Origin of the sequence: Filimonas effusa, from assembly GCF_004118675.1 — a bacterium.
GTDB lineage: Bacteria > Bacteroidota > Bacteroidia > Chitinophagales > Chitinophagaceae > Filimonas > Filimonas effusa.
Window position 1 is genome coordinate 1,566,380 of the sequence record NZ_SDHZ01000001.1, and the last position, 26,382, is coordinate 1,592,761.

The following is a 26,382-nucleotide window of genomic DNA, read 5'->3' on the forward strand; positions in this document are numbered from 1 at the left end:
TCCTCCTTTTACCTAAAGAAACATAGGATGAACGAACCAATAGTATACGATAACCGCACCTGCATCGCACTTGTATCGCACTTATATCGCACTTGCATCGCACTTGGTCCACCCGCTCCCCGGTTTACCGCCACCGCTCAGGTCTGAAATCTTGGGCCAACTCCTTTTCTATTGATGCGTTCTTAACCCGTTTTCATCGGCGCTCCATGCCTTCCATTCTTTCCATAGCTCCTCCCTCCTCATTTCAGGCAGTCCGGGGCTATCGTAATGCCCGGCGAGCTGCTTTTGCCGGTAAGCTTCATAGATACAAACGGCACAGGCCACGGAAATATTGAGGCTCTGCAACATACCCGCCATAGGGATGATAATATTGCCATCTGCCAATGCGGACATTTCATCCGATACACCTTTACGCTCATTGCCAAATACCAGCGCCGTTGGAATAGTAAAATCCACCTGGTAAACACTTACCGCATCTTCCGATAACCGGGTGGTCAATATTTGCCGGTAATGCTGCCTTAATTCCTGTACACAGGCGGCCACGCTGTCAAAATAGTGCAGGCTCACCCATTTTTCGGCGCTTCTGCCGCTTTTAAATCCCCAGTTGCGTTCCCGGACCGGGCGATCATTAATCACATATACATCCTGGATGCCTACCGCATCACAACTGCGCATCACGGCCGAAATGTTACGCGGATCTTCAATATTCTCCAATACTACCGTGAGCGCGGATTGACGTTTGTGTAACACACGCTCCAGTTTTTCCTGTCGTTCTGAGGTCATCCCCAAAAATACTGGCTTTCTGTCATCCTAAAAGCCGGTTTCACATCAATTTGTCAGAATTACCAGCCGTGGAAAAGTCAAAACTGCCATATTCGTTTTTGGAGTTAAATTTGCCCTCCTTAACTATTAGTTTAATATAAAAAACGAGACATATGGCTTTAGAATTAACAGACGCTAACTTCCAGTCTACCGTACTGGACAGCGAGAAACTCACAGTAGTTGATTTCTGGGCAGAGTGGTGCGGCCCTTGTCGCGCTATAGGACCAGTTATCGAAGAACTGGCAAAAGAATATGATGGTAAAGTGAATGTAGGTAAAGTAAACGTTGATAATAATCCCAACCTTAGTGTAAACTACGGTATTACCTCTATACCTGCTATCCTGTTCATTAAAGGTGGCCAGGTAGTGGACAAACAGATCGGAGCAGTTCCTAAATCTGTTATTGACAAGAAGATACAGGCACACCTGTCTTAATCATATTCCCATGGGTTTAGCAAATCCCGCATATGTATATATGCGGGATTTTTTTGTCCGTTTGTTATGGGCATAAAGCAACCATCCGCCCCATGAAAAGCTTATTTCCTGCCGCCCCTTGTTTTGGGCTTGCCGTATTTCTTCTTCATCTTTTCGGCATGGCTCACCTTTATATTCCTTTTACTGTTCTTAGCCGACTTCTCATGAAATGCACCACCGCCCTTTTCCCTGTCGGGCAGCTTTACCTGTATCACCTTCATATGTACCTTCGGGATCTCATCTTCCGTTAATACAGTAGAAATCGTAAGGTCTCCGGGAACCGGCAGCATAGGAATTTCATAGTTCATCAGGTTTTCAATTGCCTGCTGCTGCTCTTTTTCCTTTTCTGTAATAAAAGAAATAGCGATGCCTTTTTTATCGGCACGGCCGGTACGGCCAATACGGTGAATATAACTCTCCGCCTGCTCCGGCAAGTCGAAATTCACGACATGCGATACGCCGGCAATATCCAGCCCGCGGGCAATAAGATCTGTAGCGATGATAAAACGGTAGTTCCCGTCACGAAACTGCTTAACCGTGTTGAAGCGGTTATTCTGCTCTTTATTGGAGTGTATCACACCCGCTTTGTCGGGAAACTTCTCCGACAGTTGTTCAAAAAGCTGATCCGCCAGTTTTTTTGTGGCCACAAATACCAGCACCTTCGACATATGCTCATCCCGTTCCAGCAGGTATTCCAGCATATTCACCTTGGTATTGAAGTTGGGAATGGCATAAGCCTCCTGTCTTATATTGTCCAGCGGGGTGCCGGTAGGTGCAGCTTCTATCCGTGCCGGATTGTTGAACCAGGTATCGATAAGCGCTTCCACCTCTTCGGTGATGGTAGCGGAAAACAGCAGATTCTGACGCCTGGCAGGAAGCAACTCCAGGATATTGTTTAACTGTGTGCGAAAACCAAGATTCATCATCTCATCAACCTCATCGATCACCAGTTTTTTTATATCCTTCAACTTCAGCGAGCCGCTCATGGCCAGGTCATACAACCGGCCGGGCGTAGCTACCAGTATGTCAAGCCCGTTTTCCATGGCATCACGCTGCGGGTTGATATTTACACCGCCGTATACACCCACTGTATGTAAGGAGAGATAAGCCGATAACTTCTGCGCCGCCGCTACCACCTGTACCACCAGCTCGCGCGTAGGAACCAGCACCAGCATCTGCGGATGCCTTTCTTTCGAAAACTTAAGCTGCCGCAAACAAGGCAGCAGGTACGCGAAAGTCTTACCAGTACCGGTTTGCGCAATACCGCAAACGTCCTGCCCGGACATGATCACAGAAAAAGCCTTCTGCTGTATCGTAGTAGGATGTTCGTATCCCAGTTCATCCAAAGCCTTGAGCAGTGCCGTATTCAGGTTTAAATCTTCGAAACGCATTTCCATATAAAAAGATAAGCGGCAAAGGTAAAACATTCTAATACTGTTGCTGCTGTATAAAAAATGTCTATCTTCCCCCTTTATATATAATCTATTTTTAATAGTTTATGGGAAGACTACAGGGTTTCGTTGGCATTGCGTTGATTCTCGGCATTGCTTATCTTTTCTCCAACAACAAGAAACGCATTAATTATCGTTTAGTTATCAGTGGTATAGGTTTACAGGTGGTGATCGCATTGCTGGTGTTCAAGGTGCCGCCGGTAGCACGTTTTTTCCAGGTATTGGGACATGGCATGGAAAAAATTGAGCATTTTGCACGGCAGGGTGCTTCTTTCGTATATGGAGGCATCATAGCACAGCAGCCCAACGGCACCGCCGGTAATTATATAGGCGGCGGTTTTGTCTTTGCATTTAATGTTACTGCTACTATCATCCTCGTATGTGCACTGGTAGCCGTTTTCTATCATTTTGGCATTATGCAGCGCGTGGTAGCGCTCATTGCCCGCGCCATGAACTTTGTGATGCGCGTAAGCGGCGCCGAAGCGCTCAGCAACGTCGCCAGCGCCTTTGTTGGACAGGTAGAAGCGCAGGTGATGATCCGCCCTTACCTTCCCACCATGACCAAAAGCGAATTACTGGCCTCAATGAGCGGTAGTCTTGCCTGTATTGCCGGTGGTATCCTCGTAGTATACGCCAACATGGGCACTATGGCAGGTCTTGATCTTGCTCCCAAACTCATTACCGCCAGTCTTATGGCAGCCCCCGGAGCCCTTGTTATTTCAAAAATAGTTTTTCCTGAAACAGAAGAAAGTCAAACACTGGGAAAGGTAAAGCTCGAAGTAAAGAGCAACTATACCAATGTTATAGATGCGATCTCGCACGGCGCCAGCGATGGCTTTAAAATAGCCATGAACGTGATTGCCATGTTAATAGGTTTTATTGCCATTATCGCTGTTCTCGATGCTGTTCTGTTATGGGCCGGTCACCTGTTCAACCCAGGCTTTGACCTTTCTCTTAACTGGATCTTCTCAAAATGCTTCTACCCCGTATCATGGGCCATGGGGGTTCCTACAGAAGATGTGAACAGTGTGGCAACGCTGCTCGGACAAAAACTATCTATCAATGAATTTGTGGCATTCCAGCACCTGACCGACAAATCTGTCCCCGTTGTTACAGATAAGGGGTTGCTTATAGTAAGCATTGCCATCTGTGGTTTTGCAAACTTCAGTAGCGTAGGGATGCAAATTGGTGGTATCGGGGAGATAGCGCCCGGCCGCCGTACCGATCTGGCTAAACTTGGATTGAAGGCTTTATTATGCGGAACATTGGCATCTTATCTTTCAGCAACAATTGCCGGTATTTTAATATAAACGATCGGCATAATTGTTCATTTAACAGATATGTACCCTGGCTGCTCATAAAAGCGCTATATTTAAGGGCAGCGGTCAACTCCCCGGTGGGGTCTTTAAATGCATTTACTTTTAATTACAACTATGCCCTCGTATAAACAGGTTCTTTGTGGCCTTGCTTTGTTACTGTACTCAGCCGCCTTTGCACAAAGCAGCGAATCAGCGGACACCATTATCCGTCGCCGTTGCGCCACTATGGAAGTGCTGAATAAAATGATCACCCAAAACCCATCCCTGCCCCAACAATGGCAGCGCGAAGGCGAAATCAAATACCAGCAGTATCTTCAAAGAGGCAGTACAGCAGTTGCGGCACGTACCACCGGCAGCGCCCCCTACCGCGTATCGGGCAATGAAATAGTGATCCCGGTGGTAGTGCATATTGTATTAGCCAATCCCAATACCGTTACCGACCGTGATGTACAGGAACAGATAGAGATCCTCAACATCGATTTCGCGGGCCTCAATAAAGACAGTGCCGTCATCAGCCCGGAATTTAAGGCCAGGTTCGGACATACACGTATCCGCTTCGCGCTGGCCAGAACAGACGCTTCGGGCAACTTTACCACGGGTATCGACCGCAAGATCTCCTCTACATCCTATACCCAGAACACCTACGACAGGGTTAAGCGACTCACTACCGGTGGCGTTGATGCGTGGGATGTGAACCGTTATTATAACATATGGGTAACACAGTTCTCCGACGGCATCTTAGGCGTATCCACTTTCCCATATATGACGCCAGCCGCAGAACAGGGAACTGTTGTCAACTACCGCTCCTTTGGCACCAACCCGGCTTATGTAAATCCCCAGTTCTGCCTCGGCAGAACACTCGTTCATGAAACCGGTCACTTTTTTTACCTCTATCATATCTGGGGCGACGATAACGGCGCATGCACAGGCAGCGACTTTACCACCACCACAGGATACCCGCTTCCTTCTTCCTGTACCGATGATACCCCCGGACAAGGCAACTCCTCCTCAGGTTTCCTCGGTGGCTATATTACAGATAACTGCACCTCCATCAATCCCGGCATCAACTACCAGAACTACATGGACTACACCAACGATGTGAGCTATGGCATGTTCACCCAAAGCCAGGTATGCCGTATGGAAGCGGCGCTCAATACCTATCGCAGTACGCTGGCCTCATCGGCTGTAGACTTCCCGCCATCCGGTATTACCGATCTTTGCCTGGCAGCCCTAACGCCCGGCAACAGGCAAGGCGTAGTTACCCAGGCCGTATGTAACGGCACTGCCGTAAAAGCATTGATACGTAATCAAAGCAGCACAACACTCACCAGCGCAACTTTTAACCTGCAATACGATAACGGCGCCATCACCACCATTCCATGGACCGGCAACCTGGAAGCCGGCGCCGATGTTACCATAACACTGGGAACCATCAGCATAGCTACCGGCAGCCATACATTGAAGGTGTACACAACTGCTCCCAATGGTACTACGGATAGTTATATTGCCAACGATACGCTCACAAGACAGTTCTACATTACCGGGGATGCCGTTACGGCCCCATATACCGAAAGTTTCGAGACTACCACCTTCCCGTCGAACGGCTGGCAGCTCTCCAATCCTGATAACAGCACTACCTGGCAGCGTTCTTCCCTTGCCGCTTATGCAGGCGCTGCATCAGCACGGATCGGCAACTATTCCCAGTCTTCCACAGCAGGCCAGTGGGACGATCTTATATCGCCTCCCATCCGTTTCAGCGCCGACGCCGATAGTGTAAAAATGAGTTTTCGCGTAGCCTATCGTGCTATCTCCAATACACCCGGCTCGTACTTCGACGGTTTGGAAATATGGGTTTCCGGTGGCTGTGGCAGCGATTTCAGACCTGTTTACCGCAAAGCTTCACCAGACATTTCCAGCGTAAACGGAATTACTTCCGGCTCTTTCACCCCTACTGCCAGTCAGTGGCGGCTCGATAGCATAGATCTTACCCCATACCGCCGTGCCGGGGAAAATATGATCGTCCTGTTCCGTAATATCAACGGCGCCGGCAACAATATTTATCTCGATGACATCCGTTTTACGCAAACAGCCCTCTGGTCATCCGATGCCCAGATAGCCGCCGTTTCAGCCAAAACATTCACCTGCTCAGGCACTACGCTGCAAGCCGGTGTGGCCATCCGTAACAACGGACACGATGCGCTGCGATCGGCCAGCATTCATTATAAGGTAGATACCACCGGAACGGAACAGGTCTTTAACTGGACAGGTAACCTCGCCACAGGTGATACCGCGCTGGTGACACTGCCGGATATAACCAGCAGCATTGGACAACACAGCCTTATTGCCCGGGTTTCCAACCCTAACGGGCAAACCGATCAAAACCCGGGTAACGACACGGCACGCGCGCCCTTCATCATCTTTGGCACTGTAAATGCGCCTCTGACGGAAGGATTTGAAACAAACACCTTCCCGCCAACAGGCTGGGGCGTCAATAATCCTGATAACAACACCACCTGGACCAGGAGCCGCAAAGCAACTACCCTGCTTCAGACAAACGATATCGCTGCCGCTGTAATGCCTAACTTCGGCTATAATCCCGGTAATGTAACAGATGAACTCATATCACCTGTTGTCCGCTATAACAACGTAGACTCAGTATTCCTGCTTTTCGACGTAGCCGCGCTTTACTCAGCCATTACGGCGGTAAGTGACACGCTGCAGGTGCTTGTTACAACCGACTGCGGCACCAGCTACCAGACGGTATACAGTAAAACAGGAGTGTTCCTGGCAACCCAAACCGGCAGCAATGCAACCGCCTTCCTTCCGGAAACATCGGGCGGCTACCGGCGCGATTCTATCAACCTCACCGATATTGTACCTGCAGGTTCAGGCAGCTTCCAGGTATCATTCCGGAACATCTCCAGCGGAAGGAATAACATTTATATCGACAACATCAATATAAAAACCAAAACATTACCCGCAGCACTCAAAGAAAAGGGCTACCTGTTATATCCCAATCCCACCCGCAGCACCGTTGTGATCCAGCATTACCTGGCTCCTGCCACGCTCAAAGGGATCTACATTACAGATATGGCAGGCCGTATACTTTACCGCGAATCGTACACCACCGGACAGGCGCCCGCTTATAAAGTAGTGGACATGACATCGTACGCCAGCGGTATTTACCTGGTAAGGCTTATTTATACCGATAACGTGATTACGGAAAAGATCATAAAGCAGTAACTTATTAACAACAGTAAAAAAGGCTGAAATACAGTATTGTATCTCAGCCTTTTTCGTTCTCCATACAAGAGCAATCCCACAAAACGATCTATCCGGAGTATCTTGCTGCAAAGATGATTTAAGGCCGTCTGTATCATCAGGCACAAAATATCAGCATCTGCCATGAGTAAAACCAGGTTCCTGCTTATTGTAATAAGCATAGCGCTGCTAAGCGCCAACATCGTTTTATCGCAAACAGCAAAGTATTTCGAAACACCACCGGAACATACACCGGCTACATACTTGTGGTGGAACCTGCTGCATTATAAGATTTCCATAACCCCCGACTACAGCAGGAAATTTATTTCGGGATCAAATGAAATACGTTTCGTTACACTGCAAAGCGATTCGGTAATGCGCATCCGGCTGCAGCAACCTATGCACATCACAGCTGTAACATGGAAAAATAAAAAGCTCGCCATAGTAAACCCCGACAAATCAACCTATCTGCTTCTCTTCCCTTCAAAGCTTCCGGTGAACGGCGAACAAAGCATTATTATCGATTTCGAAGGCATCCCCGCTGAAGCGCACCGTCCTCCCTTCGATAATGGCTGGATATGGCAACACGATCAAAAAGGAAATCCCTGGATCAGCGTTGCCTGTGAAGGCTCAGGAGCAAGTATATGGCTGCCTTGTAAAGAAGCTGCCTACGATGAGCCCGACAATGGTATCGAGTTCAATATAACGGTACCAGATACCCTTAACGCGATAAGTAATGGCAGATTCATGCATAAAGTTCATCATAAAAACAATACAGCTACCTGGCAATGGAAAGTGCTGAACCCCATCAACAGTTACAACATTATACCTTATATAGGTAAATATGCCAGCTGGCATTCCGTCTACAACGGGCTGAAAGGAAAACTCCACTGCAATTACTGGGTACTGAACTATAATCTCACCAAAGCCCGGAAGCATTTCAGACAAACCGATACGATGTTACAGGCATTTGAACACTGGATGGGCGCCTATCCCTTTTACGAAGACGGTTATAAACTGGTTGAAGCGCCCATGCCGGGCATGGAGCACCAAAGTGCCATAGCCTATGGCAATGAATTTGAAAACGGCTATCATGGAAAAGACTTCATCTCCGGCAGCGGCTGGGGCTTAAAATGGGATTTCATCCTCGTTCACGAAAGCGGCCATGAATGGTTTGGCAATAGCCTTACCGCCGCCAGGGACGGGGAAAGCTGGATCCACGAAGGCTTTACCAAATACCTGGAAACCCTTTACACCTCTTTTGTATTTGGAACTGAAGCAGGAAATGACTACGCTACGGGAACGTGGAAAAGGATAAAAAATGATGCTCCCGTAATAGGTCATAACACATCGGACGTCTATTACAAAGGCAGCGCAATGTTGCATATGATAAGACAGATCATAGGCAACCCGGCCTTCCGGGACCTGCTAACCGGTATGAACAGGGATTTTTATCACCAGGCCATTACCACAAGCCAGATCCTCGCCTACTTCAATCATTTTACCCAAAAGGATTTTAGTAAAGTTTTTGAACAATACCTGCGCACAACCCAGGTGCCCGCTCTTACCTACGCCATTGCAGGCAACACGATCCGGTACCGTTGGGAAAACTGTGTGCCGGAATTCGACATGCCCGTTAAGGTTACCCTCGGCGGAAACAAAGAGCAATTGATTTACCCGTCCGCAAACTGGAAAGAAATTTCCTTAACCGGTTCCCCTTCCATTACTTTAAACAGGAACTTTTTTGTTACATTAAAGAAAGCGGAATGATTAAGCTCCCAAAAGCTTTGTACGGCTTTTCTTCTCACCAATGCGATACTGCTTAACCACCGGCTATAACCAGTCAAAAAACGGCGCAGAGAACACTACACTTCAATAATCTCTATTTTACTTAATTTTGAAAAATAAACATTGATGATATGTATTCCGAAAGTACAGATCCGAGGATGGTGGTAACCGCCACTACAGATAAGGAATTAAAAGCGATAGGCGAAAAAATACTGGCCGGGGAAAGGGTTTCTTATGACGAAGGCGTGGTCCTGTTCGAAAAAGCTACCTTACCGTTCGTAGGAACACTGGCTAACTGGATGCGTGAACAAAAACACGGCAACAAAACCTATTTCAACCGTAATTTTCATATAGAACCAACCAATGTTTGCCTCTTTACCTGCAAGTTCTGCTCTTATTCCATGGGTTACGCCCACAGAGAAGAAGGCTGGGAACTTAGCATTGAGCAAATGATGGATATCGTCAGAAAATATGACGGTAAACCAGTAACAGAAGTGCATATCGTAGGCGGTGTTCATCCCAAAATGAACCTCTACTTCTTCGTAGAGCTGCTCCAAAAGATAAAAGCGCACCGCCCCGATCTTCATATCAAGGGATTCACAGCCGTGGAACTTGATTATATGTTCCGCAAGGCCAAGCTTAGCATTGAAGAGGGTATGAAAGTATTACATGACGCCGGCCTTCAATCTTTACCAGGAGGTGGCGCCGAAATATTCAACCCCGAAGTCAGAAGCAAGATCTGCCATGACAAGGTAGATGCTGAAGGCTGGCTCCACATCCACAGGGCAGCCCACGAACTGGGTATGCACAGCAATGCCACTATGTTATATGGACATATCGAAGAATTCTGGCATCGCGTAGATCATATGGAACAATTAAGACAGCTGCAGGATAAAACAGGCGGCTTTAACACTTTTATTCCCCTGAAGTTCCGCAATGGCGATAATGAAATGAGCAACGTTCCCGAAACCTCCGTTATCGAAGACATGCGCCTCTATGCCATCGCAAGGTTGTATATGGACAATTTCCCGCATCTCAAAGCCTATTGGCCGATGCTGGGACGGCAGAACGCCCAGCTCACCCTTTCCTTTGGCGTAAACGATCTCGACGGCACCATCGACGACACTACTAAGATCTACTCCATGGCAGGCGCCGAAGAACAAACGCCAGCCCTGTCTACAGCCCAGCTGGTAACCCTCATTAAACAGGTGAAAAGAGAACCTGTAGAGCGTGACACGCTTTACAACGAGATCAAAAATTATAAAGACATAGATATCGCTGAAATAGAAGTGAACCCCATCTATAACTAATTGCAAAAGACTCTAAAATAACAAAACATGGGCTGCCCGCTTGGACCAGCCCATGTTTCGTTATGTACCACCATTTCCCACACCTCATCTGTTATACCTCCGTCGACCTGTCACACCTACTCCACCTCCGTTATGCCTCCGTTGCCTCCTTATTTCACGGCATCATAGGCCGCCTTCAGCAAACTCCTGTCGTCATCCGCATCCTGGCCCAGCTCCCATAACATAACACCGTTGGCACGTTGCTTTGCCAGTAAAGCTTTCTTCTGTATGGTAGGCTGACCATTATAATAGATCGTATAATTGGTGTAACTGCCATTGCTCACAACAGCGCTATCCGATAAAGGACTGCCATTCTTCGCCAGGATATCTTTATAGATAAGCACTGTACCGCTTTGCGGTAAACCGCTGGCCCTGCCATATGCAGGGAGGCCCAACACGGCTTTCGAAGCCGGCATACCACGTGTATTCAACCAGTAATTAAGACAGGTTACCGCCAGATCGTAACTGCTATGCTGACGATATGGGACCGTCGTATTAAAGTCGTCATAGGCCATGATATTGAAGAAGTCGACATAGTTGCCTGTCCACAATTCCGCCTTGATAGCATCCCTGTAACCTCCTGCATATTTTCCGGCTGTAATTGCCGCGGTGAGATAATATTTAGAATCCATATGGCAACTGTCACTCAGCTCTTTCATTAAGGCTGTATAAAGCGTATCTGTACCATCGGAAGTAGAAGGAAACTCCCAGTCTACATCTACGCCCTGTAAGTTGTAACTGCGTACAATATTCATCACCTGTTTCACATAGTTATTACGGCCGGCCGGCGTACCAGCCATAGCCTTCCAGTTGGCGACGTCGCCATTAAGACTGATAAACACTTTACTACCGTTTCTATGCGCCTTTTCCACCACAGCCGACAAAACGGAGGGACTCGCCAAAGTAAGTGTGCCGCTGCTCCCCACCGTAGCAAAAGCATAATTAACCACCTTGCACATCCCAAAACGCGCATCACTTACTGAAGCAACGGATCGGTATGAAGGGAAATACCCCACTACGTAAAAACCAAACGGAGCCGGTGGTGCAATCACGCCTGAACTCTTGGGGGTTGTTGCCGATTTTTTACACGAATAAGCAGCAACCAGCAAAAAAAGACATAGATAAGCCATTAGTTTTTTCATTTTTGCGGCTTTTTCGGATCAAAATACGCAAAATAACGCAAATCTAAAAGTCGGTGTGCATAGTACCGGCTTATTAACATTCGGGTAAACTCAATGGAATATGTATTGCCAGGCCACCGTCGGCAGTTTCTTTATACTTGCTGTTCATATCCAGGGCCGTATCCCACATGGTTCTGATCACTTTATCCAGAGAAACCTTGGCATAGTCGGGCGCGCTTTGTAATGCCAGCTGTGAAGCAGTGATGGCTTTTATTGCCCCCATGGTATTACGTTCGATACAAGGCACCTGCACCAGGCCGCCAATAGGATCGCAGGTAAGACCAAGATGGTGCTCCATGGCTATTTCTGCGGCCATAAGGGCCTGTTTTTGAGTGCCGCCCAGGCTTTCGGTAAGAGCGGCAGCGGCCATAGCGGAAGACACCCCTATTTCTGCCTGGCATCCACCCATAGCTGCCGAAATAGTAGCCCCTTTCTTAAAGATGCTGCCTATTTCAGAAGCTGTTAAAAGAAAGCGGATGATCTTTTCTTCGGTATAACCATCGCAGAATGCGATAAAATATTGCAGAACAGCCGGAATAACGCCGGCAGCCCCATTTGTAGGGGCAGTCACTACCCTGCCGAAAGAAGCATTTTCTTCATTTACCGCAAGCGCAAAACAACTTACCCAGTCGAGGATATATTGAAAACTATTGTTCTTTTGCCTGATAACCTGCAGCCAGCTATCATAGTCGGTATAGGTATTGGCGCCCACCAGCTTTTTATTAAGGTCGAAAGCGCGGCGTCTTACATGAAGCCCCCCGGGCAGTTCTCCTTTATTATGACAACCACGGAAAGTGCAATCACGCATGGTATACCAGATCTTTAATACGCCCTCGCGGGTTTCTGCTTCCGGACGCCAGCTGCTTTCATTTTCCATAACTACTTCATGAATAGCCATACCGGTTTTCATACACCAGTGCAGGAGGTCGCCGGAAGTATTAATAGGAAAAGGAAGGTCTACTGAATTGGCGGCGGCAGCATTTTCCTGTTCTTTCACAACAAAGCCGCCTCCTACAGAATAATAGGTTTCACTGATAGCTTCGCCATCGGGCATCAATGCAAGGAAACTAAGACCATTGGGATGGAAAGGTAATGTTTCACTGAACAGGAACTGCAGATCCGTTGCCGGTTCAAAATCGATCCAGTCCGTACCGGCCCAATGCAGCTTTCTTTGTGTATGGATATCCGACACGCGGGGAGCGATCTCATTAACGTCTATGGTAACCGGGTCCTGCCCGCTTAGTCCCATTAACACGGCCACATCGGTACCATGCCCTTTTCCTGTTTTGGCTAAAGAGCCATACAACAGGATCTTTACGGAAACTGGTATCATGCCCGGGAATTGCTGTTGCAATGAATCAACAAAACGCTGGGCAGCACGCCAGGGGCCGAGGGTATGGGAACTTGAAGGACCTACACCTATTTTGAACATGTCGAATACTGAGATCGATTCGTGCGGCATAAACAGTTTTAAAGCAAAATGATTTTAAAGTAGCAAACGTAATTATCTTTTGTTGAATTGGCTATTTTATAAGAAGTCATTCCTGTAAATTCGCGCTTATGAGGCCCGTTAAAGTGATTGTCCTTCTCCTGCTTTGCGCAGGAGTTAGTATTACAGGATGTAAAAACGACCTGAATGTACCACCAGGCGCATCGGTAGCGCAGATCATTGCCAGTGATCCGAATAAAGATTCCCTCCTGTATCATGCGCTAAAACGGACTGGTTACCTTCAGTTTGTAAGCTCTTCGCCCAACCTAACCCTATTTGCGCCCAATAATGAGGCTTTCGTTGCCGCAGGCTATCCCACCTATGCAGCGATAGATGCTGCCAACTTAACCGACCTCACTTACATTATCGGCTATCACCTGGCAGGCAGAGCACTTGCACCCAACAAGATTCCCGCCAACGGCCAGCTTCAAACACTGAACAACTATATTTTTACCAGCAATACCGCAAAAGGCATCTTTATCAATGGTATTGCCCTGTCTACTACCTACGAAGCAGCCGCCAACGGTGTTATCTACCGGCTAAACAAGCTACTGACACCACCTGCTCAAACACTGCAACAGATCATAGATACCGATAATAATCTCAGCTTTTTTGCGAAGGCTGTTAAAACGGATACTTCTTTGATCATCTTCAGTTCATTGACCAGCTTCAATACGGCATTGGTTCCGGTAAACCAGGCCTTCAAAGACGCCGGGCTGGCCGATGAAGCTGCGGTAGCGGCCTTAGGGGTAGACTCACTGGATAAACTGATCAAGTACCACATCATTGAAAAGCAGCATTTACTAACAACAGACTTTATAAACGGCACCCGATACCTTAATATGCGCGACAGCGCTATTTATACCAGCGTTGGTACGGAAGCAACCTTCCTGAAAGCCTATCCCAAAGGGCAATCCATACTTATTCCGTTTGTAAAAAAAGACTCTATAGCCATCAATGGCGTCATACATTATATAGACCAGTTGCTCAAGCCCTGATAATCATTGAAAACTTTTCAAAAAGCGCCTGTTTTCTTTGATGAAATTCAAAAGAAAACAATTCCTTATTGCGTACTTTTGGTGCCAAATTGAAAAAATAGTTATGTCCCTATCTTCGTTATTGCAGCGATTCAACGAACCGGAAACTTTAAAAATGGCCAAACTGGGCCGTGAACTGAGAGCCCAGGGCGTTGACGTTATCGACTTAAGCCTTGGTGAACCTGATTTTGATACTCCCGCTCACATTAAGGAAGCAGCAGTAAAAGCCATCAGCGACAACTGGAGCCACTACACTCCCGTTCCCGGCTTTCCTGATCTTAGAGAAGCCGCCTGCACCAAACTCAAACGCGACAATAACCTGGACTACAAACCCGAGCATATAGTAGCTTCCACCGGTGCCAAACAAAGTCTTGCCAACGCCATCCTGGCTTTGGTTGATGAAGGCGACGAGGTTATCATTCCTACTCCCTACTGGGTAACTTATTCCGAACTGGTGAAGATAGCACGCGGTAAAGTGGTAGAAGCACATACCACGCTTGAAAGCGGTTTCAAGATCACTCCTGCACAACTGGAGGCTGCCATCACACCTAAAACAAAACTGTTCCTCTTCTCTTCGCCCTGTAACCCATCAGGCGCTGTTTACAGTAAAGAAGAACTGACGGCACTGGCAGCAGTATTTGAGAAATATCCCGGCATTTATATCATCTCTGACGAGATCTATGAATATATCAACTTCGTAGGCCAACATGAAAGCATTGCACAATTCCCTGCTTTAAAAGACCGCACTGTTATCATCAACGGCCTTAGTAAAGGTTTTGCCATGACCGGCTGGCGCCTTGGTTTTACCGCTTCCACTACCGAGATAGCAAAGGCGATGGAAAAGATCCAGGGCCAAATGACAAGCGGCACCTGTTCTATCACGCAAAAAGCAGCAGTAGTTGCTTTAACAACCGACCTCACGCCTTCCAAAGAAATGACGGCTGAATTTACACGCCGCAGGGCACGTGTGCTTGAACTGGTGAAAGATATCCCGGGATTTAAATGCTACGAACCTGAAGGTGCATTTTATATCTTCCCCGATATCTCTTACTACTACGGCAAAACAGATGGCACCATTACCATTAACAATTCAGCAGATTTCAGCATGTATCTGCTGAATACGGCGCATGTATCTTCTGTAATGGGTGATGCTTTCGGAGAACCTAACTGTGTTCGTTTCTCGTTTGCCAACAACCTCACGAATATCGAAAGAGCATGGGAAAGAATTAAAACTGCGCTTGCCAAACTCAAGTAGCACAGGTAATCCATCTTTTAAGATTTTTATAAATACAAAATCCCCGCAAATGCGGGGATTTTTTTTGACTCGTTTTCGCATGAATAATAAAACGAATTGCTATCGGGGGGATGCTACACTATTGCAAAACCATTGATTCACAAAGAAGCAATGATAGCAAGTTTTTTGGTTTCCTTAAAATTTTCCGGTTAAATTTGTTGTACATGAATGATTTACAACTATTTAAAGAGAGGAGTAATGAGGCATATGAGATCTATCTGCCTCATATATCCATAGACTGTGTTGTCTTTGGTTTCCATGACACCTCCTTAAAAGTGTTACTGCTGAAACTGAAAGGGCTGGAATCATGGGGCTTGCCAGGCGGGTATGTGCAAAAGAATGAAGATGTGGATGCGGCCGCACATCGTATACTGGAAGCCAGAACAGGTGTTTCAAGAATCTTCCTGGAACAGTTTAAAGTTTTTGGAACGGTCAACCGGTCCGAACCCTCTCTCACGCATATGCCTCCGGACCTGTGGTACAGGCAACGCTTTATATCCATAGGATATTATGCGCTGGTAAACTACAAAGACATTGTTCCCCAGGTAGATGATATATCCGATGCCTGTGAATGGAAAGACATCACCGGTCTGCCGGAGATGATGATGGATCATGAGCTCATTTACAAAACCGCATTGGAAACCCTGCGTAAGCAGCTCAATTATAAACCAATTGGTTACAATCTCCTACCCGAAGAGTTTACCATGCCCGAGCTACAGAAACTGTATGAGATCATTTTAGGTTATACACTCAACAGGGGAAATTTCCAGCGTAAAATGCTGGCTTACGATATTCTCATCAAACACGACAAATCGAGAAAAGGCGGTGCACACCGTTCCCCTATCCTCTACAGCTTTGATACGGAGAAATACAATAAAGCACTGGAGGGCGGGCTTAATACCGGCTGGTAGCATCGATGATACATGTGCAGACAGGTCACGCATCAAGGCAACAGATAACGCTCAAGCACCGACTTAAAAAAGGCGTGTGCCCGTTCTTTGGTTGCTTCCATCTCCTGTTCCTGCGGCACTAAAGGCATTTGCAGGTTAAGCACAAAGAAAAGCGTTCCTTTTACCATACTGATCACCAGGTCAGCATCAACCCCTTCACGGAACTCCTTTCTGGCAATACCGTCGGCAATCACCTCCCTCATGATACTAAAGGTTTCCGAAAATGACTGATGCGAAATATTGGCGATCACTTCGCGCTGATGCAGCAGCAGTTCCTGCATCACAATTTTGAAAAGCCTGCGATGCTGCCAGGCATGCTCAACAATAACGTGGCGCATTTTCTCAAGCCGTTGCCAGGCCGAACCTTCCATGGCCAATAAAGGGGAAAGTTCTTCTCGTATTAATTCACTCTGATTGATCAGCAGGGTCTCTAAAAGTTTTTCTTTACAGCCAAAATAATATTGCAGCATCGACATATTAACACCACTCTTCTGCGCCAGCTGGCGTGTACTCGTAGCATCAAAACCATAAAGAGCAAAACATTCCTCAGCCACCCGCAGGATCTTTTCCTTAGTTACGTTCACAGACATTATCTACAGTTGGTGCCACCAATGTAGCAAGAATTTTGATAGATGGATGATATAAATAAGTTAAACGATCGTTTGAATAAATGAAAATCTTCTTAATTTCGCATTAAACGATCGTTTGAATAGTATTTCACATTAAAAATAGTTCCATGCGAATTTTATTGACAGGCGGAGCAGGATTCATTGGAAGCAGAGTGGCTGAATGGCTATTGGAAGCAGGGGAAATTGTGACGATAATAGACTCAATGGACAATTTCTACGATACTACTATCAAGCTTGACAGGCTACAAAAACTCAGCCGTTTTCCCGGCTTCCGGTTTCTGCAATATGATATCCGGGATATAAGGCCGGAACAACCTGAATTAAACGGCGATTACGATGCTATTATACATCTGGCAGGCAAGGCGGGCGTCAGGCAAAGTATCAAAGAAAGCTTAACATACGAGGAGGTAAATATTGGTGGTACCATGCGGATGCTGGAATATGCCGTATACCATAAAATACCCCAGTTTGTATTTGCTTCGTCGAGCAGTGTATACGGTATTAATCCTTCTATCCCCTGGAAAGAAGATTCACAACCCATGCCTGTAAGCCCATATGCCAGTTCAAAACTGGCAGCGGAAGCCATGGGTTATACCTACAGCCACCTTTATCCATTGCGGTTTATGTCGCTTCGCTTCTTTTCCGTGTATGGTGAAGGGCAGCGTCCTGATCTGGCTATTCATAAATTCACGGAAGCCATAGAAAAGGGCGATCCGGTAGTTTTATATGGCGATGGCGATACCACGCGCGATTACACGCATGTTGATGATATTGCATCCGGAATCATCAGGGCATTACATTACGACAAGACCAGTTTTGAAATCTTTAACCTTGGTAATCACCAGGCAATAGCATTATCGGAACTGGTTGTGAAGCTCGAAAACATTATTGGTAAAAAAGCAATCATACAACGCCAGGAGAGGCATCCCGCAGATGTACCCCATACGTATGCATCTATAGACAAAGCTGTGGACGTATTAGGTTATGTGCCTTCCTTGTCGCTGGAAGATGGGCTTACTCAATTTTATCACTGGTATCTGCAGGAGCATATGCACCAGTCTGCTGTTACAATGGCTTAGATTTTTATGGCAAGGAAAGAGTTATACAGGCGCCTGGATCACTGGGAGCACAGTTTGGAACAAACCACAGGCAGTTATTTATTATTATTATTACTGGCAGGACTTCTTTTTGGCAGCGGCCTTGACAGCGCCCCCATTTACATTCTAGATGAAGCAAAAAATGCACAGTGCGCGCGGGAAATGTTGCAGAATCACAATTATATCGTCCCGTTCTTTAATGGAGAACTACGTACTGATAAGCCCGTATTTCATTACTGGATGATGATCATTGCTTACCAGCTTTTTGGTACCACTGCTTTTGCTGCGCGCTTTTTTTCGGCAGTTGCGGGTATACTGCTCATTAGCTACACACACCGTTTTACACGTATGATATACGACCGGCGTACTGCTTTCTGGACATGCATCCTGTTGCTGGCAGCACTTCATTTGTCGCTCGAAATGCATTTTGCAGTGCCCGATCCTTATTTTATTTTCTTTGTAACAGCGGCTATCTACGAATATTACCTTTTCGAAAACCTGGGTCACCGCAAGCATCTGCTTCTCGCCTATCTGTGGGTTGGGTTTGGCGTGTTAAGTAAGGGACCTGCCGCCATTTTGCTGCCCGGCGGTATCGTATTTTTTCACCTGCTGCTCAGCCAACAGCTCGCCTGGCAAAAGATCAGGCAACTCCGGCCTCTGGCAGGTTTGCTGATCGTTGCAGTTATTGCGGCGCCCTGGTATATCCTGGTTCATCTGCAAACAAACGGATTATGGACACGTGGCTTTTTTCTCGAGCATAATATCCATCGCTTTTCGACGATCATGGAAGGACATGGCGGCTTTTTCCTCCTTACAGTTGTTTTTGTAATAGTGGGGTTGCTTCCGTTTGCAGTATGGTTACTGCCTGCCCTTGTAAATATGCTAAAGAAGAAACTACTGCGTAAACATGACATGTTTATGCTTATAGCCGGCGGTTTTATTACTTTGTTTTTTACGATTTCAAGAACGAAACTGCCTAACTACACAATTCCGGCCTATCCTTTCTTTACCCTGTTGCTTGCCCGGTACTGGCTGCAACTTGAACCTAAAAGACACAATGAAAATATCCAGTGGATCGTATACCTGGTACTGATGTTCTTATTACCCATAGGCGTTTATATTGCCATTGTAATAGAACCTGCGATACGCACACATACTCCATTAGCGTTTTTATTCCTGCTGCTTCCTATGGGCGCTATTGCAGGCAGATGGTTATGGAAAAAACAATATACATGGAGCAGCCGCGTTGCGATAGCCGGTTCTTTCATGATCACGATCCTGCTTTTTAACCTGGTGGCCTATCCACGGATCTACAGAAGCAACCCTGTACAAAAAGCACTGCATATAACAGGCGATAGGAAGGAATATGTTGCATTCCGTTCTTACAATCCTGGTTTTAACTTCTACCTGCCAGGCCCCATTCCCGTGCTGCAGGATTCGGTGGAACTCAAAACCTGGCTGGACAATCATCCGCAGACATATGTAATAACAAGAAAAGACGAGTTGACGGTGATGGGACAGCAATCACTTGCCATTGTAAGTGAAGACAAAGACATTTTTGAACTTCCGGTAACAGTAGTACTGGCGCCGGCTGTAAAAAAACAATAAAACACAGACCATGAAAGAGTTATCGGTAGTAATACCCGTCATGAACGAGAAGGATAATGTTGGTCCTATAATGCAAAGGCTAGCCCAGGCACTTAGGTCTGTTGATCATGAAATTATTTTTGTCGACGATGGATCCAAAGACGGCACTCCCAAGATCATCCGGGAACTCGCTAATAAAAACATACGGCTCATTCAGTTAAGCCGAAACTATGGTCAGAGCACTGCCATGGCTGCAGGCATTGACTATGCGGAAGGTAATTATATAGCATTGCTTGATGGTGACCTGCAAAACGATCCGGAAGATATTACCATGATGTTAAGGGTGTTGAAAGAAGGCGATTGGGACGTAGTAGCCGGCAACAGGAAACACCGCCAGGATAATGCGTTGATACGTAAACTGCCCAGCCGCATCGCCAATCGGCTGATCCGCAAAATGACTGGCGTATACATTGAAGACTATGGCTGTACGTTAAAAGTCTTTAAACAGGAATATGCACATGGGCTGGGGTTATACGGCGAATTACACCGTTTTATTCCTGTGCTGGCATCGATGCAGGGGGCACGTATCACACAGGTAAATGTGCAGCACCATGCCCGTATACATGGCCAGTCGAAATACGGGTTAAACCGCACGTTTAAGGTAACCAGCGATCTGTTGCTAATGGTATTCTTCCAGAAATACCTGCAAAAGCCTATGCATCTTTTTGGGGCGCTGGGGACACTTTCTTTTGGTGGGGGCATCCTGGTCAACCTTTACCTGCTGGTATTAAAGCTTGCCGGTGAGCCTATCTGGGGGAAACCGCTGATGATACTGGGTGTCATACTTTTGTTGTCGGGTATCCAGTTCTTCACCATAGGGATCCTGGCTGAGATGAATATGCGTACTTATTTCGAGTCGCAAAACAAAAAACCTTATCGCATACGCGCCACTTTTGATGGAAAAGATAAAAAAGCCGCTGATGCTTACGATGAAGATAATCGTAAGCTTTCTGTTGATCCGGTGGGTCTTTACGAAGATTGACGGCCAGTTGGCCTGCGATAACCTTGCAAGGGCGCATATACTCTGGCTTCTGGCTGCCATACTCCTGTTTATACTGTCGAAGCTGTTATCGGCCGTACGGTTGCAGTTGTTCTTCAACAGCATACAGGTAAACATACCTGCAGTACTTAACCGTCAGCTTTACTGGCTGGGAATGTTTTATAACCTGTTTTTGCCGGGAGGCATTGGCGGCGACGCCTATAAGGTATTGTGGCTCAGGAAAAGCCGTTCCAATATACCCGTAGCGGAAACCACCAGGGCTGTTTTGCTCGACAGGATCAGCGGGATGATGGCGGCAGTTATGATCATGTTACTTCTGGCGCCATTTATAGCGCCACTCCCCAACTGGATGCGGTTTGCGAGTTTGCCTGCCGCAGTAGCCGGCTGCCTGGCTTATATATGGCTGATAAAAAAACAATTCAAAAGCTTTTATCCCGTTTTGCTTACTACCAGCGGCTATTCGCTGGGTGTGCAACTGCTGCAATGCATATGTGTGTGGTGCCTGTTACAGACCTTTGACGTACACGCCTCCTTACCTGAATACATGCTTATATTCCTGCTATCGTCGCTGGTGGCAGTACTGCCCTTTACCTTAGGAGGCATTGGTGCGCGTGAACTTGTGTTCCTATATGGAAGCCGCTGGCTCTTTCTTGCACAGGATGTGTCTGTTACAGTAAGCTTATTGTTCTATCTTATTACTGCTGTTGTGTCACTTGCAGGATGCTGGCATTTCCTGTCGGGCAAGTTCAGCCTTAAAAAAGCCGCTCCAGCCGCCTGATCCCATTCCCCCCATAATTGGATCCGGCGTACGGGGTTCGCTTAATTTTAGCAGTAAAACCGCCAGATGAAATTAAAATCAACCCTTGCAGCTTGCGGCTGTATTACGGCCCTGCTGTTTCATCCTGTTGTTTCTTCCGAACAGGATAGTATTCCTGTAAAACCAGTTACGCTTCGTGGCGTACCCTATTCGCTGCTGGTGGTCAACAACCCCACCAAGATAGCGGTGGCGGGCGATACTGCTGTAACTATTACTGCGCCGGGCCGAACCAACCTGTTCAATGCGCCCGACAGCGGTTATTACGTACAAAATGCACCCAGGTTATGTTTTAAACCCGATAACGCGTTCTTATTAACAGCCAGGGTATCGGCCAGACTCACCGAAATATATGATGTTGCAGCACTTGTTATTTACCAGGATAAAGACAAATGGGCCAAGTTATGCTTCGAAAACTCAGCCCTCAAACAAACAACAATAGTTTCCGTGGTTACGGCCAATAGATATTCCGACGACTGCAATTCCATTAAGCCCGATAAGGATCACATCTATTTTGCCATAGCCCGCAAGGGGGCCGAATTCTCCTTTTTCTGCTCTCCCGATTACAAAAGCTGGGAGCTGGTAAGGCATTTCAGACTCGAGGGACTCAATGACCAAATGACTATAGGATTTGCTGTACATGGCTCAAGACGCGCCAAAACAGATAGTTTTAGCGGTACCTTTTCAGAAGTTACTTATAGCGCAAAAGCGCCGGCTAATATGCGGGACATAGGGACAAGATGACAGCTACTACCTGTTAGTGCCATCATGTTATGACAAGCAGTACGTGCCTGAGGGAATAATCGCTTTAGGATGGCATCATATGCCGTTCCTGAACCCAGTTATATAGAAAATCATAAAAAAACAAGCTATAGCATGGGTTTTGAGAAGGAATAGTTAAAAAAAAGATGTCACGTTCAAATTCTTTATATCTCTCTATAGTTGTTTTGTTCTTTATTTCATTTGTAGCTTATGTAGCCCTTCAAAGCGTTACCTTTTTAAACCCGGTATGGTATTTTTCTGCTGCATTAGGAATCATTCTATTTATCATACGAATAACGCGGGGCGATGACTAATAGCTTACTTACTGTCAATACCGGATCATCGAGTGTCAAATTTTCGATAGCGGAGGCGGACAAACCTGAACTGCTGTTGCGGGGCCAGGTGAAGGATATAGGCCGGGAAGATTGCCAGTTAGAAGTAAGTTATAATGGTGAAGATACCAATACTTCGCATCCGTGCAGTACGCACAAGGAAGCTGTTACTGTGATATTGACCTGGTTATCAGATCACCAGGTTTCATTTACGGCAGCGGTGCACCGGCTGGTGCATGGTGGACCGCACTATTCGGCTCCCCTGGTTCTGTCGCCTGAACTGCTCAACGAAATACGGCGATTCTCCAGTTGGGCGCCGGATCATTTACCTCCTGCCCTGGCAGCGGTGGAGCAATTATGGGAATTGAATCCCCAACTGGAACAGATCGCCTGTTTTGATACCTTTTTTCACCAGTCGCTGCCTCCCGAGGCTTCCAGTTATTCCCTTCCTGCGTCATTCAGGAATAAAGGAATCAGGAAATATGGTTTCCATGGATTATCATGCGCTTATATTGTTTCGGCGCTGGTACAGGAAAACCCTGCATTCATGCAAAAAAAGATCATCATCGCCCACCTGGGCAACGGCGCCAGCATTACCGCTGTTAAAGACGGACAAAGCGTGGACACTACTATGGGGCTTACTCCCAATGGTGGCCTGGTTATGGGTTCTCGTACGGGTGATCTTGACCCCGGCGTAGTATTATACCTGCTGAGGGAAGAAAAGCTGGATATACCAGCCACGGACGATATCATTCACCACCAGTCGGGATTAAAAGGGTTATCAGGTGGCAGCAGCAATATACAGGAGCTATTGGAAAAGGCCTCCTCAGATCCTGCTGCGCGGCAGGCCATTGACATTTTCTGCTACCAGGCAGCCAAACACATAGGTGCTATGATAGCCGTCATGAACGGGTTAGATATCCTGGTTTTCACTGGTGGCGCCGGAGAAAAAGCGCCTTTCATCAGGCAAAAGATCTGCGCACATTTAGGGTTTGCAGGCGTGCACATAGACCTTAACAGGAACCAGGTGAATCACCCGCTGCTTAGCCATGATAACGACACAGTTGCAGTAAAAGTGATCGCTGCCAATGAAGAGGCAGTGATGATAAGACAAGCCACAGAAGTGCTGCACCGGCATTAGAAAGCAGTACGGCTGTTATACTGAATGTCATTTAGCTTACCTGCTTTGTTTTTACCAATAAAAAAAGAACCTATGTATACACTTTCACCGAACGAATCAGAGCAGTTACATGCTTACTGGCGGGCTGCCAATTACCTTTCTGCGGGCCAGATATACTTACACACCAATGCTTTATTGAAGGAGCCGCTGAAATCAGCTCATATCAAGCCCAGGCTATTAGGACATTGGGGAACCTGTCCGGGATTAAACCTTGTTTATACCCACCTCAACAGGCTTATCATTAAGAACAAGGCCTCCGTACTGTTTGTGGCAGGTCCTGGCCACGGGGCGCCTGCTGTACTTTCCCAGCTTTACCTGGAAGGCTCTTATTCAGCCTTCTATCCCCAGGTAACACAGGATGAGGCCGGAATGAACCTGCTTTTCAGACAGTTCTCCACTCCTTATGGTATGCCAAGTCATGTTACTGCCCTTACCCCAGGCTCCATTCATGAAGGCGGCGAACTGGGGTATTCGCTGGTACATGCTTTTGGGGCTGTATTCGACAATCCTGATGTGATTGCAGCTTGTGTTATTGGTGACGGGGAGGCGGAAACCGGCGCATTGGCTGCCAGCTGGCAATCGATCCATTTTTTAAATCCCGCGCGCGATGGCGCGGTACTGCCCATTTTACATATCAATGGTTATAAGATCTCCAGTCTTACCATATTGGCACGGATGAGCGATGCTGAAATCACTTCGCTTTTCAGCGGGTTGGGTTATCAGCCTTATTTTGTTACGGGCGACGATGCGGTGGAAGTTCATGAGATACTGGCCACAGCGCTTGACCAGGCTTACAGAGACATAAAACATATTCAGCAACAGATAAGACAGGAAGGCTTATCCAGACCTCAAATGGCCTGGCCAATGATCGTACTGCGCACGCCAAAGGGCTGGACCTGTCCTGAAATGCTGGAAGGCAAACAGCTTGAGGGCAGTTTCCGCTCGCACCAGGTTCCTATACCCGATGCCGGAGAGAACGAAGAACAACTGAAGCTGCTGGAATCGTGGCTGCGGAGTTATGATCCTGCGTCGCTTTTTACTGATACAGGTCACTTGCAGCCATTAATACAGTCGCTTGTACCGCCGTCTGAATTAAAGATGGGGATGCATCCCGCCGCTAATGGAGGCATATTGACAAAACCTTTACAGTTACCCGAGTACAGTGACTATGCTGTTGAGATAGATAAGCCAGGTATTACCAAAGCAGGCGCCACAAAGGAGACTGGCAAATACCTTGCAGACGTGTTCCGTTTTAATGATCCGGCACAAAACTTCCGCCTGTTCTGCCCCGACGAAACCAGCTCCAATAAACTCAACGCTGTATTTGAAGCTACAGAGCGGTGTTTTACCGGTCCTCTCGATAAAGGAGACGATAAAGTAAGCGCTACCGGGCGTGTCATGGAAGTATTAAGTGAGCATCTTTGCCAGGGATGGTACGAGGGATATTTGCTTACCGGCAGACATGGCCTCTTTGCCTGTTACGAAGCATTCATTACCATCATTGATTCAATGATGACGCAGTATGCCAAATGGCTGAAGTTATGCCATGAAGTAAGTTGGCGCCGGCCCATTCCTTCGTTGAATTATCTGCTGACCTCACATGCGTGGCGGCAGGATCATAATGGCTACAGCCACCAGGGGCCTGGTTTTATTGATGCGGTGATCAGCAAGAAGAATCATATTATCCGCATTTATCTTCCACCGGATGCCAATTCTTTACTGGCGGTGACCCATCATTGCCTGCAAACTACCAACTATATTAACGTTATTATAGCCGGCAAGCAGCCTTCCCTGCAATGGCTTACCGTAGAAGATGCTGCCAGGCATTGCGAACAGGGTGCTTCGATATGGGAATGGGCTGGTAATGAAAAACAAAATGAGGAAGGTATTGAAAATAACCAGGCAGTCTCTCTGCCTCATGTAGTACTGACCTGTGCCGGTGATGTACCTACACTGGAAACAATAGCGGCAGCCTGGCTTTTACGTAAACATCTGCCGGCGCTTGCTGTAAGAGTGGTAAACGTGGTTGACCTAATGTCGCTAGCCATAACACATCCGCATGCGCTTGAGGAAGATGCTTTTGCGCGTGTTTTTACGGAAGAGCAGCCTGTAGTGTTCGCTTTTCACGGCTATCCGCGCGTGATCCATGATCTTGTACACGGAAGGCCTTCCACCAGCCGGTTCCATGTAAGAGGATATGCAGAAGAAGGAACCACTACTACACCTTTCGATATGGTTGTCCTTAACAGCATGAGTCGTTACCACCTTGCCATTAAAGCCATCAGGGAATCTGTTCTGAATGATACGACAGAAGCCAATAATGCTATTGCCTTATTTGAGCGCAAGCTGCAGGAGCATACTTCCTATATAAAAGAACATATGGATGATATGCCGGAAATTGCAAACTGGCATTGGAGCTGAGATCAATAAGTGTACTTAAAACTACAAGCCTGCAACATAGAGTTTGTTGCAGGCTTGTTTAACTTATATTGCTTATCCGGCTGACT

20 protein-coding genes are annotated in these 26,382 nt (G+C 46.9%); 15 read left to right on the forward strand and 5 right to left on the reverse strand.

The annotated features are described in order from the left end of the window. Nucleotides 1–168 precede the first annotated feature (168 nt). Nucleotides 169–783: a TrmH family RNA methyltransferase gene (locus ESB13_RS05750; protein ID WP_129002059.1), complete on the reverse strand. Its 615-nt coding sequence runs from the start codon at nucleotides 781–783 to the stop codon at nucleotides 169–171. 152 nt (nucleotides 784–935) lie between these two features. On the opposite strand from ESB13_RS05750, the gene trxA reads away from it, so the two are divergent. Then, on the forward strand, nucleotides 936–1,256 hold the full coding sequence (gene trxA / locus ESB13_RS05755; RefSeq protein ID WP_129002060.1) for a thioredoxin: 321 nt from the start codon (nucleotides 936–938) through the stop codon (nucleotides 1,254–1,256). Nucleotides 1,257–1,357: 101 nt separating this feature from the next. Here the strand turns inward: trxA and ESB13_RS05760 are convergent, their stop codons facing one another. Then, complete coding sequence (locus tag ESB13_RS05760) at nucleotides 1,358–2,692, reverse strand: DEAD/DEAH box helicase (RefSeq protein WP_246022444.1); 1,335 nt, start codon at nucleotides 2,690–2,692, stop codon at nucleotides 1,358–1,360. A 101-nt stretch (nucleotides 2,693–2,793) separates the two neighbouring features. Here ESB13_RS05760 and ESB13_RS05765 point away from each other — a divergent pair, with 101 nt between their 5' ends. The 4 genes from ESB13_RS05765 to mqnE all read left to right on the forward strand — a co-directional run bounded on the left by ESB13_RS05765 (nucleotide 2,794) and on the right by mqnE (nucleotide 10,424). Next, nucleotides 2,794–4,056 (forward strand): NupC/NupG family nucleoside CNT transporter, encoded by a 1,263-nt coding sequence (locus ESB13_RS05765; RefSeq protein WP_129002061.1) that lies wholly within the window; start codon nucleotides 2,794–2,796, stop codon nucleotides 4,054–4,056. 123 nt (nucleotides 4,057–4,179) lie between these two features. Further along, the gene (locus ESB13_RS05770; RefSeq protein WP_164974106.1) at nucleotides 4,180–7,308 is read left to right on the forward strand and encodes a M43 family zinc metalloprotease; all 3,129 of its coding nucleotides are present in this window, start codon (nucleotides 4,180–4,182) and stop codon (nucleotides 7,306–7,308) included. 162 nt (nucleotides 7,309–7,470) lie between these two features. Further along, the gene (locus ESB13_RS05775; RefSeq protein ID WP_129002063.1) at nucleotides 7,471–9,096 is read left to right on the forward strand and encodes a M1 family metallopeptidase; all 1,626 of its coding nucleotides are present in this window, start codon (nucleotides 7,471–7,473) and stop codon (nucleotides 9,094–9,096) included. A 149-nt stretch (nucleotides 9,097–9,245) separates the two neighbouring features. Continuing rightward, nucleotides 9,246–10,424, forward strand: coding sequence for an aminofutalosine synthase MqnE (gene mqnE, locus ESB13_RS05780; protein WP_129002064.1), 1,179 nt, complete (start codon nucleotides 9,246–9,248; stop codon nucleotides 10,422–10,424). 149 nt (nucleotides 10,425–10,573) lie between these two features. Here mqnE and ESB13_RS05785 read toward each other — a convergent pair whose 3' ends face one another. Together ESB13_RS05785 and ESB13_RS05790 are read right to left on the reverse strand one after the other, a co-directional pair. After that, complete coding sequence (locus ESB13_RS05785) at nucleotides 10,574–11,605, reverse strand: glycosyl hydrolase family 18 protein (protein WP_129002065.1); 1,032 nt, start codon at nucleotides 11,603–11,605, stop codon at nucleotides 10,574–10,576. 73 nt (nucleotides 11,606–11,678) lie between these two features. Continuing rightward, nucleotides 11,679–13,106 carry an L-serine ammonia-lyase gene (locus ESB13_RS05790; protein WP_129002066.1) on the reverse strand — a complete coding sequence of 476 codons (1,428 nt, stop codon included), beginning with the start codon at nucleotides 13,104–13,106 and terminating at the stop codon, nucleotides 11,679–11,681. Nucleotides 13,107–13,204: 98 nt separating this feature from the next. Between ESB13_RS05790 and ESB13_RS05795 the strand changes: the two genes are divergently transcribed. The 3 genes from ESB13_RS05795 to ESB13_RS05805 all read left to right on the forward strand — a co-directional run bounded on the left by ESB13_RS05795 (nucleotide 13,205) and on the right by ESB13_RS05805 (nucleotide 16,375). Next, nucleotides 13,205–14,131 (forward strand): fasciclin domain-containing protein, encoded by a 927-nt coding sequence (locus ESB13_RS05795; protein ID WP_129002067.1) that lies wholly within the window; start codon nucleotides 13,205–13,207, stop codon nucleotides 14,129–14,131. A gap of 103 nt (nucleotides 14,132–14,234) precedes the next feature. Then, complete coding sequence (locus ESB13_RS05800; RefSeq protein ID WP_129002068.1) at nucleotides 14,235–15,425, forward strand: pyridoxal phosphate-dependent aminotransferase; 1,191 nt, start codon at nucleotides 14,235–14,237, stop codon at nucleotides 15,423–15,425. A gap of 203 nt (nucleotides 15,426–15,628) precedes the next feature. Then, nucleotides 15,629–16,375 (forward strand): NUDIX hydrolase, encoded by a 747-nt coding sequence (locus tag ESB13_RS05805; RefSeq protein WP_129002069.1) that lies wholly within the window; start codon nucleotides 15,629–15,631, stop codon nucleotides 16,373–16,375. A gap of 32 nt (nucleotides 16,376–16,407) precedes the next feature. Here ESB13_RS05805 and ESB13_RS05810 read toward each other — a convergent pair whose 3' ends face one another. Continuing rightward, nucleotides 16,408–17,004, reverse strand: a complete 597-nt coding sequence (locus ESB13_RS05810; RefSeq protein ID WP_129002070.1) for a TetR/AcrR family transcriptional regulator — start codon at nucleotides 17,002–17,004, stop codon at nucleotides 16,408–16,410. 146 nt (nucleotides 17,005–17,150) lie between these two features. Between ESB13_RS05810 and ESB13_RS05815 the strand changes: the two genes are divergently transcribed. From ESB13_RS05815 to ESB13_RS05845, 7 genes are all read left to right on the forward strand, one after another. Continuing rightward, nucleotides 17,151–18,122 carry a GDP-mannose 4,6-dehydratase gene (locus ESB13_RS05815; RefSeq protein ID WP_129002071.1) on the forward strand — a complete coding sequence of 324 codons (972 nt, stop codon included), beginning with the start codon at nucleotides 17,151–17,153 and terminating at the stop codon, nucleotides 18,120–18,122. A gap of 6 nt (nucleotides 18,123–18,128) precedes the next feature. Next, a complete protein-coding gene (locus ESB13_RS05820) occupies nucleotides 18,129–19,748 on the forward strand; it encodes an ArnT family glycosyltransferase (protein WP_129002072.1) in 1,620 nt (539 codons plus the stop codon). A 10-nt stretch (nucleotides 19,749–19,758) separates the two neighbouring features. After that, a complete protein-coding gene (locus ESB13_RS05825; protein ID WP_129002073.1) occupies nucleotides 19,759–20,769 on the forward strand; it encodes a glycosyltransferase family 2 protein in 1,011 nt (336 codons plus the stop codon). Continuing rightward, nucleotides 20,717–21,565: a lysylphosphatidylglycerol synthase transmembrane domain-containing protein gene (locus ESB13_RS05830; RefSeq protein WP_164974107.1), complete on the forward strand. Its 849-nt coding sequence runs from the start codon at nucleotides 20,717–20,719 to the stop codon at nucleotides 21,563–21,565. Before ESB13_RS05825 ends, ESB13_RS05830 begins: the two co-directional genes overlap by 53 nt. Nucleotides 21,566–21,631: 66 nt before the next feature. Then, entirely contained in the window at nucleotides 21,632–22,345 is a 714-nt protein-coding gene (locus tag ESB13_RS05835; RefSeq protein WP_129002075.1) for a DUF1349 domain-containing protein, read from the forward strand. A gap of 324 nt (nucleotides 22,346–22,669) precedes the next feature. After that, on the forward strand, nucleotides 22,670–23,836 hold the full coding sequence (locus ESB13_RS05840) for an acetate/propionate family kinase (protein WP_129002076.1): 1,167 nt from the start codon (nucleotides 22,670–22,672) through the stop codon (nucleotides 23,834–23,836). Nucleotides 23,837–23,908: 72 nt separating this feature from the next. After that, nucleotides 23,909–26,296 carry a phosphoketolase family protein gene (locus ESB13_RS05845; protein WP_129002077.1) on the forward strand — a complete coding sequence of 796 codons (2,388 nt, stop codon included), beginning with the start codon at nucleotides 23,909–23,911 and terminating at the stop codon, nucleotides 26,294–26,296. Nucleotides 26,297–26,382 lie beyond the last annotated feature (86 nt).

Excerpts from the sequence above, each read along its gene's own strand:
- ESB13_RS05750 (WP_129002059.1), bottom strand. The coding sequence starts at position 783 with ATGACCTCAGAACGACAGGAAAAACTGGAGCGTGTGTTACACAAACGT.
- trxA (WP_129002060.1), top strand. The coding sequence starts at position 936 with ATGGCTTTAGAATTAACAGACGCTAACTTCCAGTCTACCGTACTGGAC.
- ESB13_RS05760 (WP_246022444.1), bottom strand. The coding sequence starts at position 2,692 with ATGGAAATGCGTTTCGAAGATTTAAACCTGAATACGGCACTGCTCAAG.
- ESB13_RS05765 (WP_129002061.1), top strand. The coding sequence starts at position 2,794 with ATGGGAAGACTACAGGGTTTCGTTGGCATTGCGTTGATTCTCGGCATT.
- ESB13_RS05770 (WP_164974106.1), top strand. The coding sequence starts at position 4,180 with ATGCCCTCGTATAAACAGGTTCTTTGTGGCCTTGCTTTGTTACTGTAC.
- ESB13_RS05775 (WP_129002063.1), top strand. The coding sequence starts at position 7,471 with ATGAGTAAAACCAGGTTCCTGCTTATTGTAATAAGCATAGCGCTGCTA.
- mqnE (WP_129002064.1), top strand. The coding sequence starts at position 9,246 with ATGTATTCCGAAAGTACAGATCCGAGGATGGTGGTAACCGCCACTACA.
- ESB13_RS05785 (WP_129002065.1), bottom strand. The coding sequence starts at position 11,605 with ATGAAAAAACTAATGGCTTATCTATGTCTTTTTTTGCTGGTTGCTGCT.
- ESB13_RS05790 (WP_129002066.1), bottom strand. The coding sequence starts at position 13,106 with ATGCCGCACGAATCGATCTCAGTATTCGACATGTTCAAAATAGGTGTA.
- ESB13_RS05795 (WP_129002067.1), top strand. The coding sequence starts at position 13,205 with ATGAGGCCCGTTAAAGTGATTGTCCTTCTCCTGCTTTGCGCAGGAGTT.
- ESB13_RS05800 (WP_129002068.1), top strand. The coding sequence starts at position 14,235 with ATGTCCCTATCTTCGTTATTGCAGCGATTCAACGAACCGGAAACTTTA.
- ESB13_RS05805 (WP_129002069.1), top strand. The coding sequence starts at position 15,629 with ATGAATGATTTACAACTATTTAAAGAGAGGAGTAATGAGGCATATGAG.
- ESB13_RS05810 (WP_129002070.1), bottom strand. The coding sequence starts at position 17,004 with ATGTCTGTGAACGTAACTAAGGAAAAGATCCTGCGGGTGGCTGAGGAA.
- ESB13_RS05815 (WP_129002071.1), top strand. The coding sequence starts at position 17,151 with ATGCGAATTTTATTGACAGGCGGAGCAGGATTCATTGGAAGCAGAGTG.
- ESB13_RS05820 (WP_129002072.1), top strand. The coding sequence starts at position 18,129 with ATGGCAAGGAAAGAGTTATACAGGCGCCTGGATCACTGGGAGCACAGT.
- ESB13_RS05825 (WP_129002073.1), top strand. The coding sequence starts at position 19,759 with ATGAAAGAGTTATCGGTAGTAATACCCGTCATGAACGAGAAGGATAAT.
- ESB13_RS05830 (WP_164974107.1), top strand. The coding sequence starts at position 20,717 with ATGAAGATAATCGTAAGCTTTCTGTTGATCCGGTGGGTCTTTACGAAG.
- ESB13_RS05835 (WP_129002075.1), top strand. The coding sequence starts at position 21,632 with ATGAAATTAAAATCAACCCTTGCAGCTTGCGGCTGTATTACGGCCCTG.
- ESB13_RS05840 (WP_129002076.1), top strand. The coding sequence starts at position 22,670 with ATGACTAATAGCTTACTTACTGTCAATACCGGATCATCGAGTGTCAAA.
- ESB13_RS05845 (WP_129002077.1), top strand. The coding sequence starts at position 23,909 with ATGTATACACTTTCACCGAACGAATCAGAGCAGTTACATGCTTACTGG.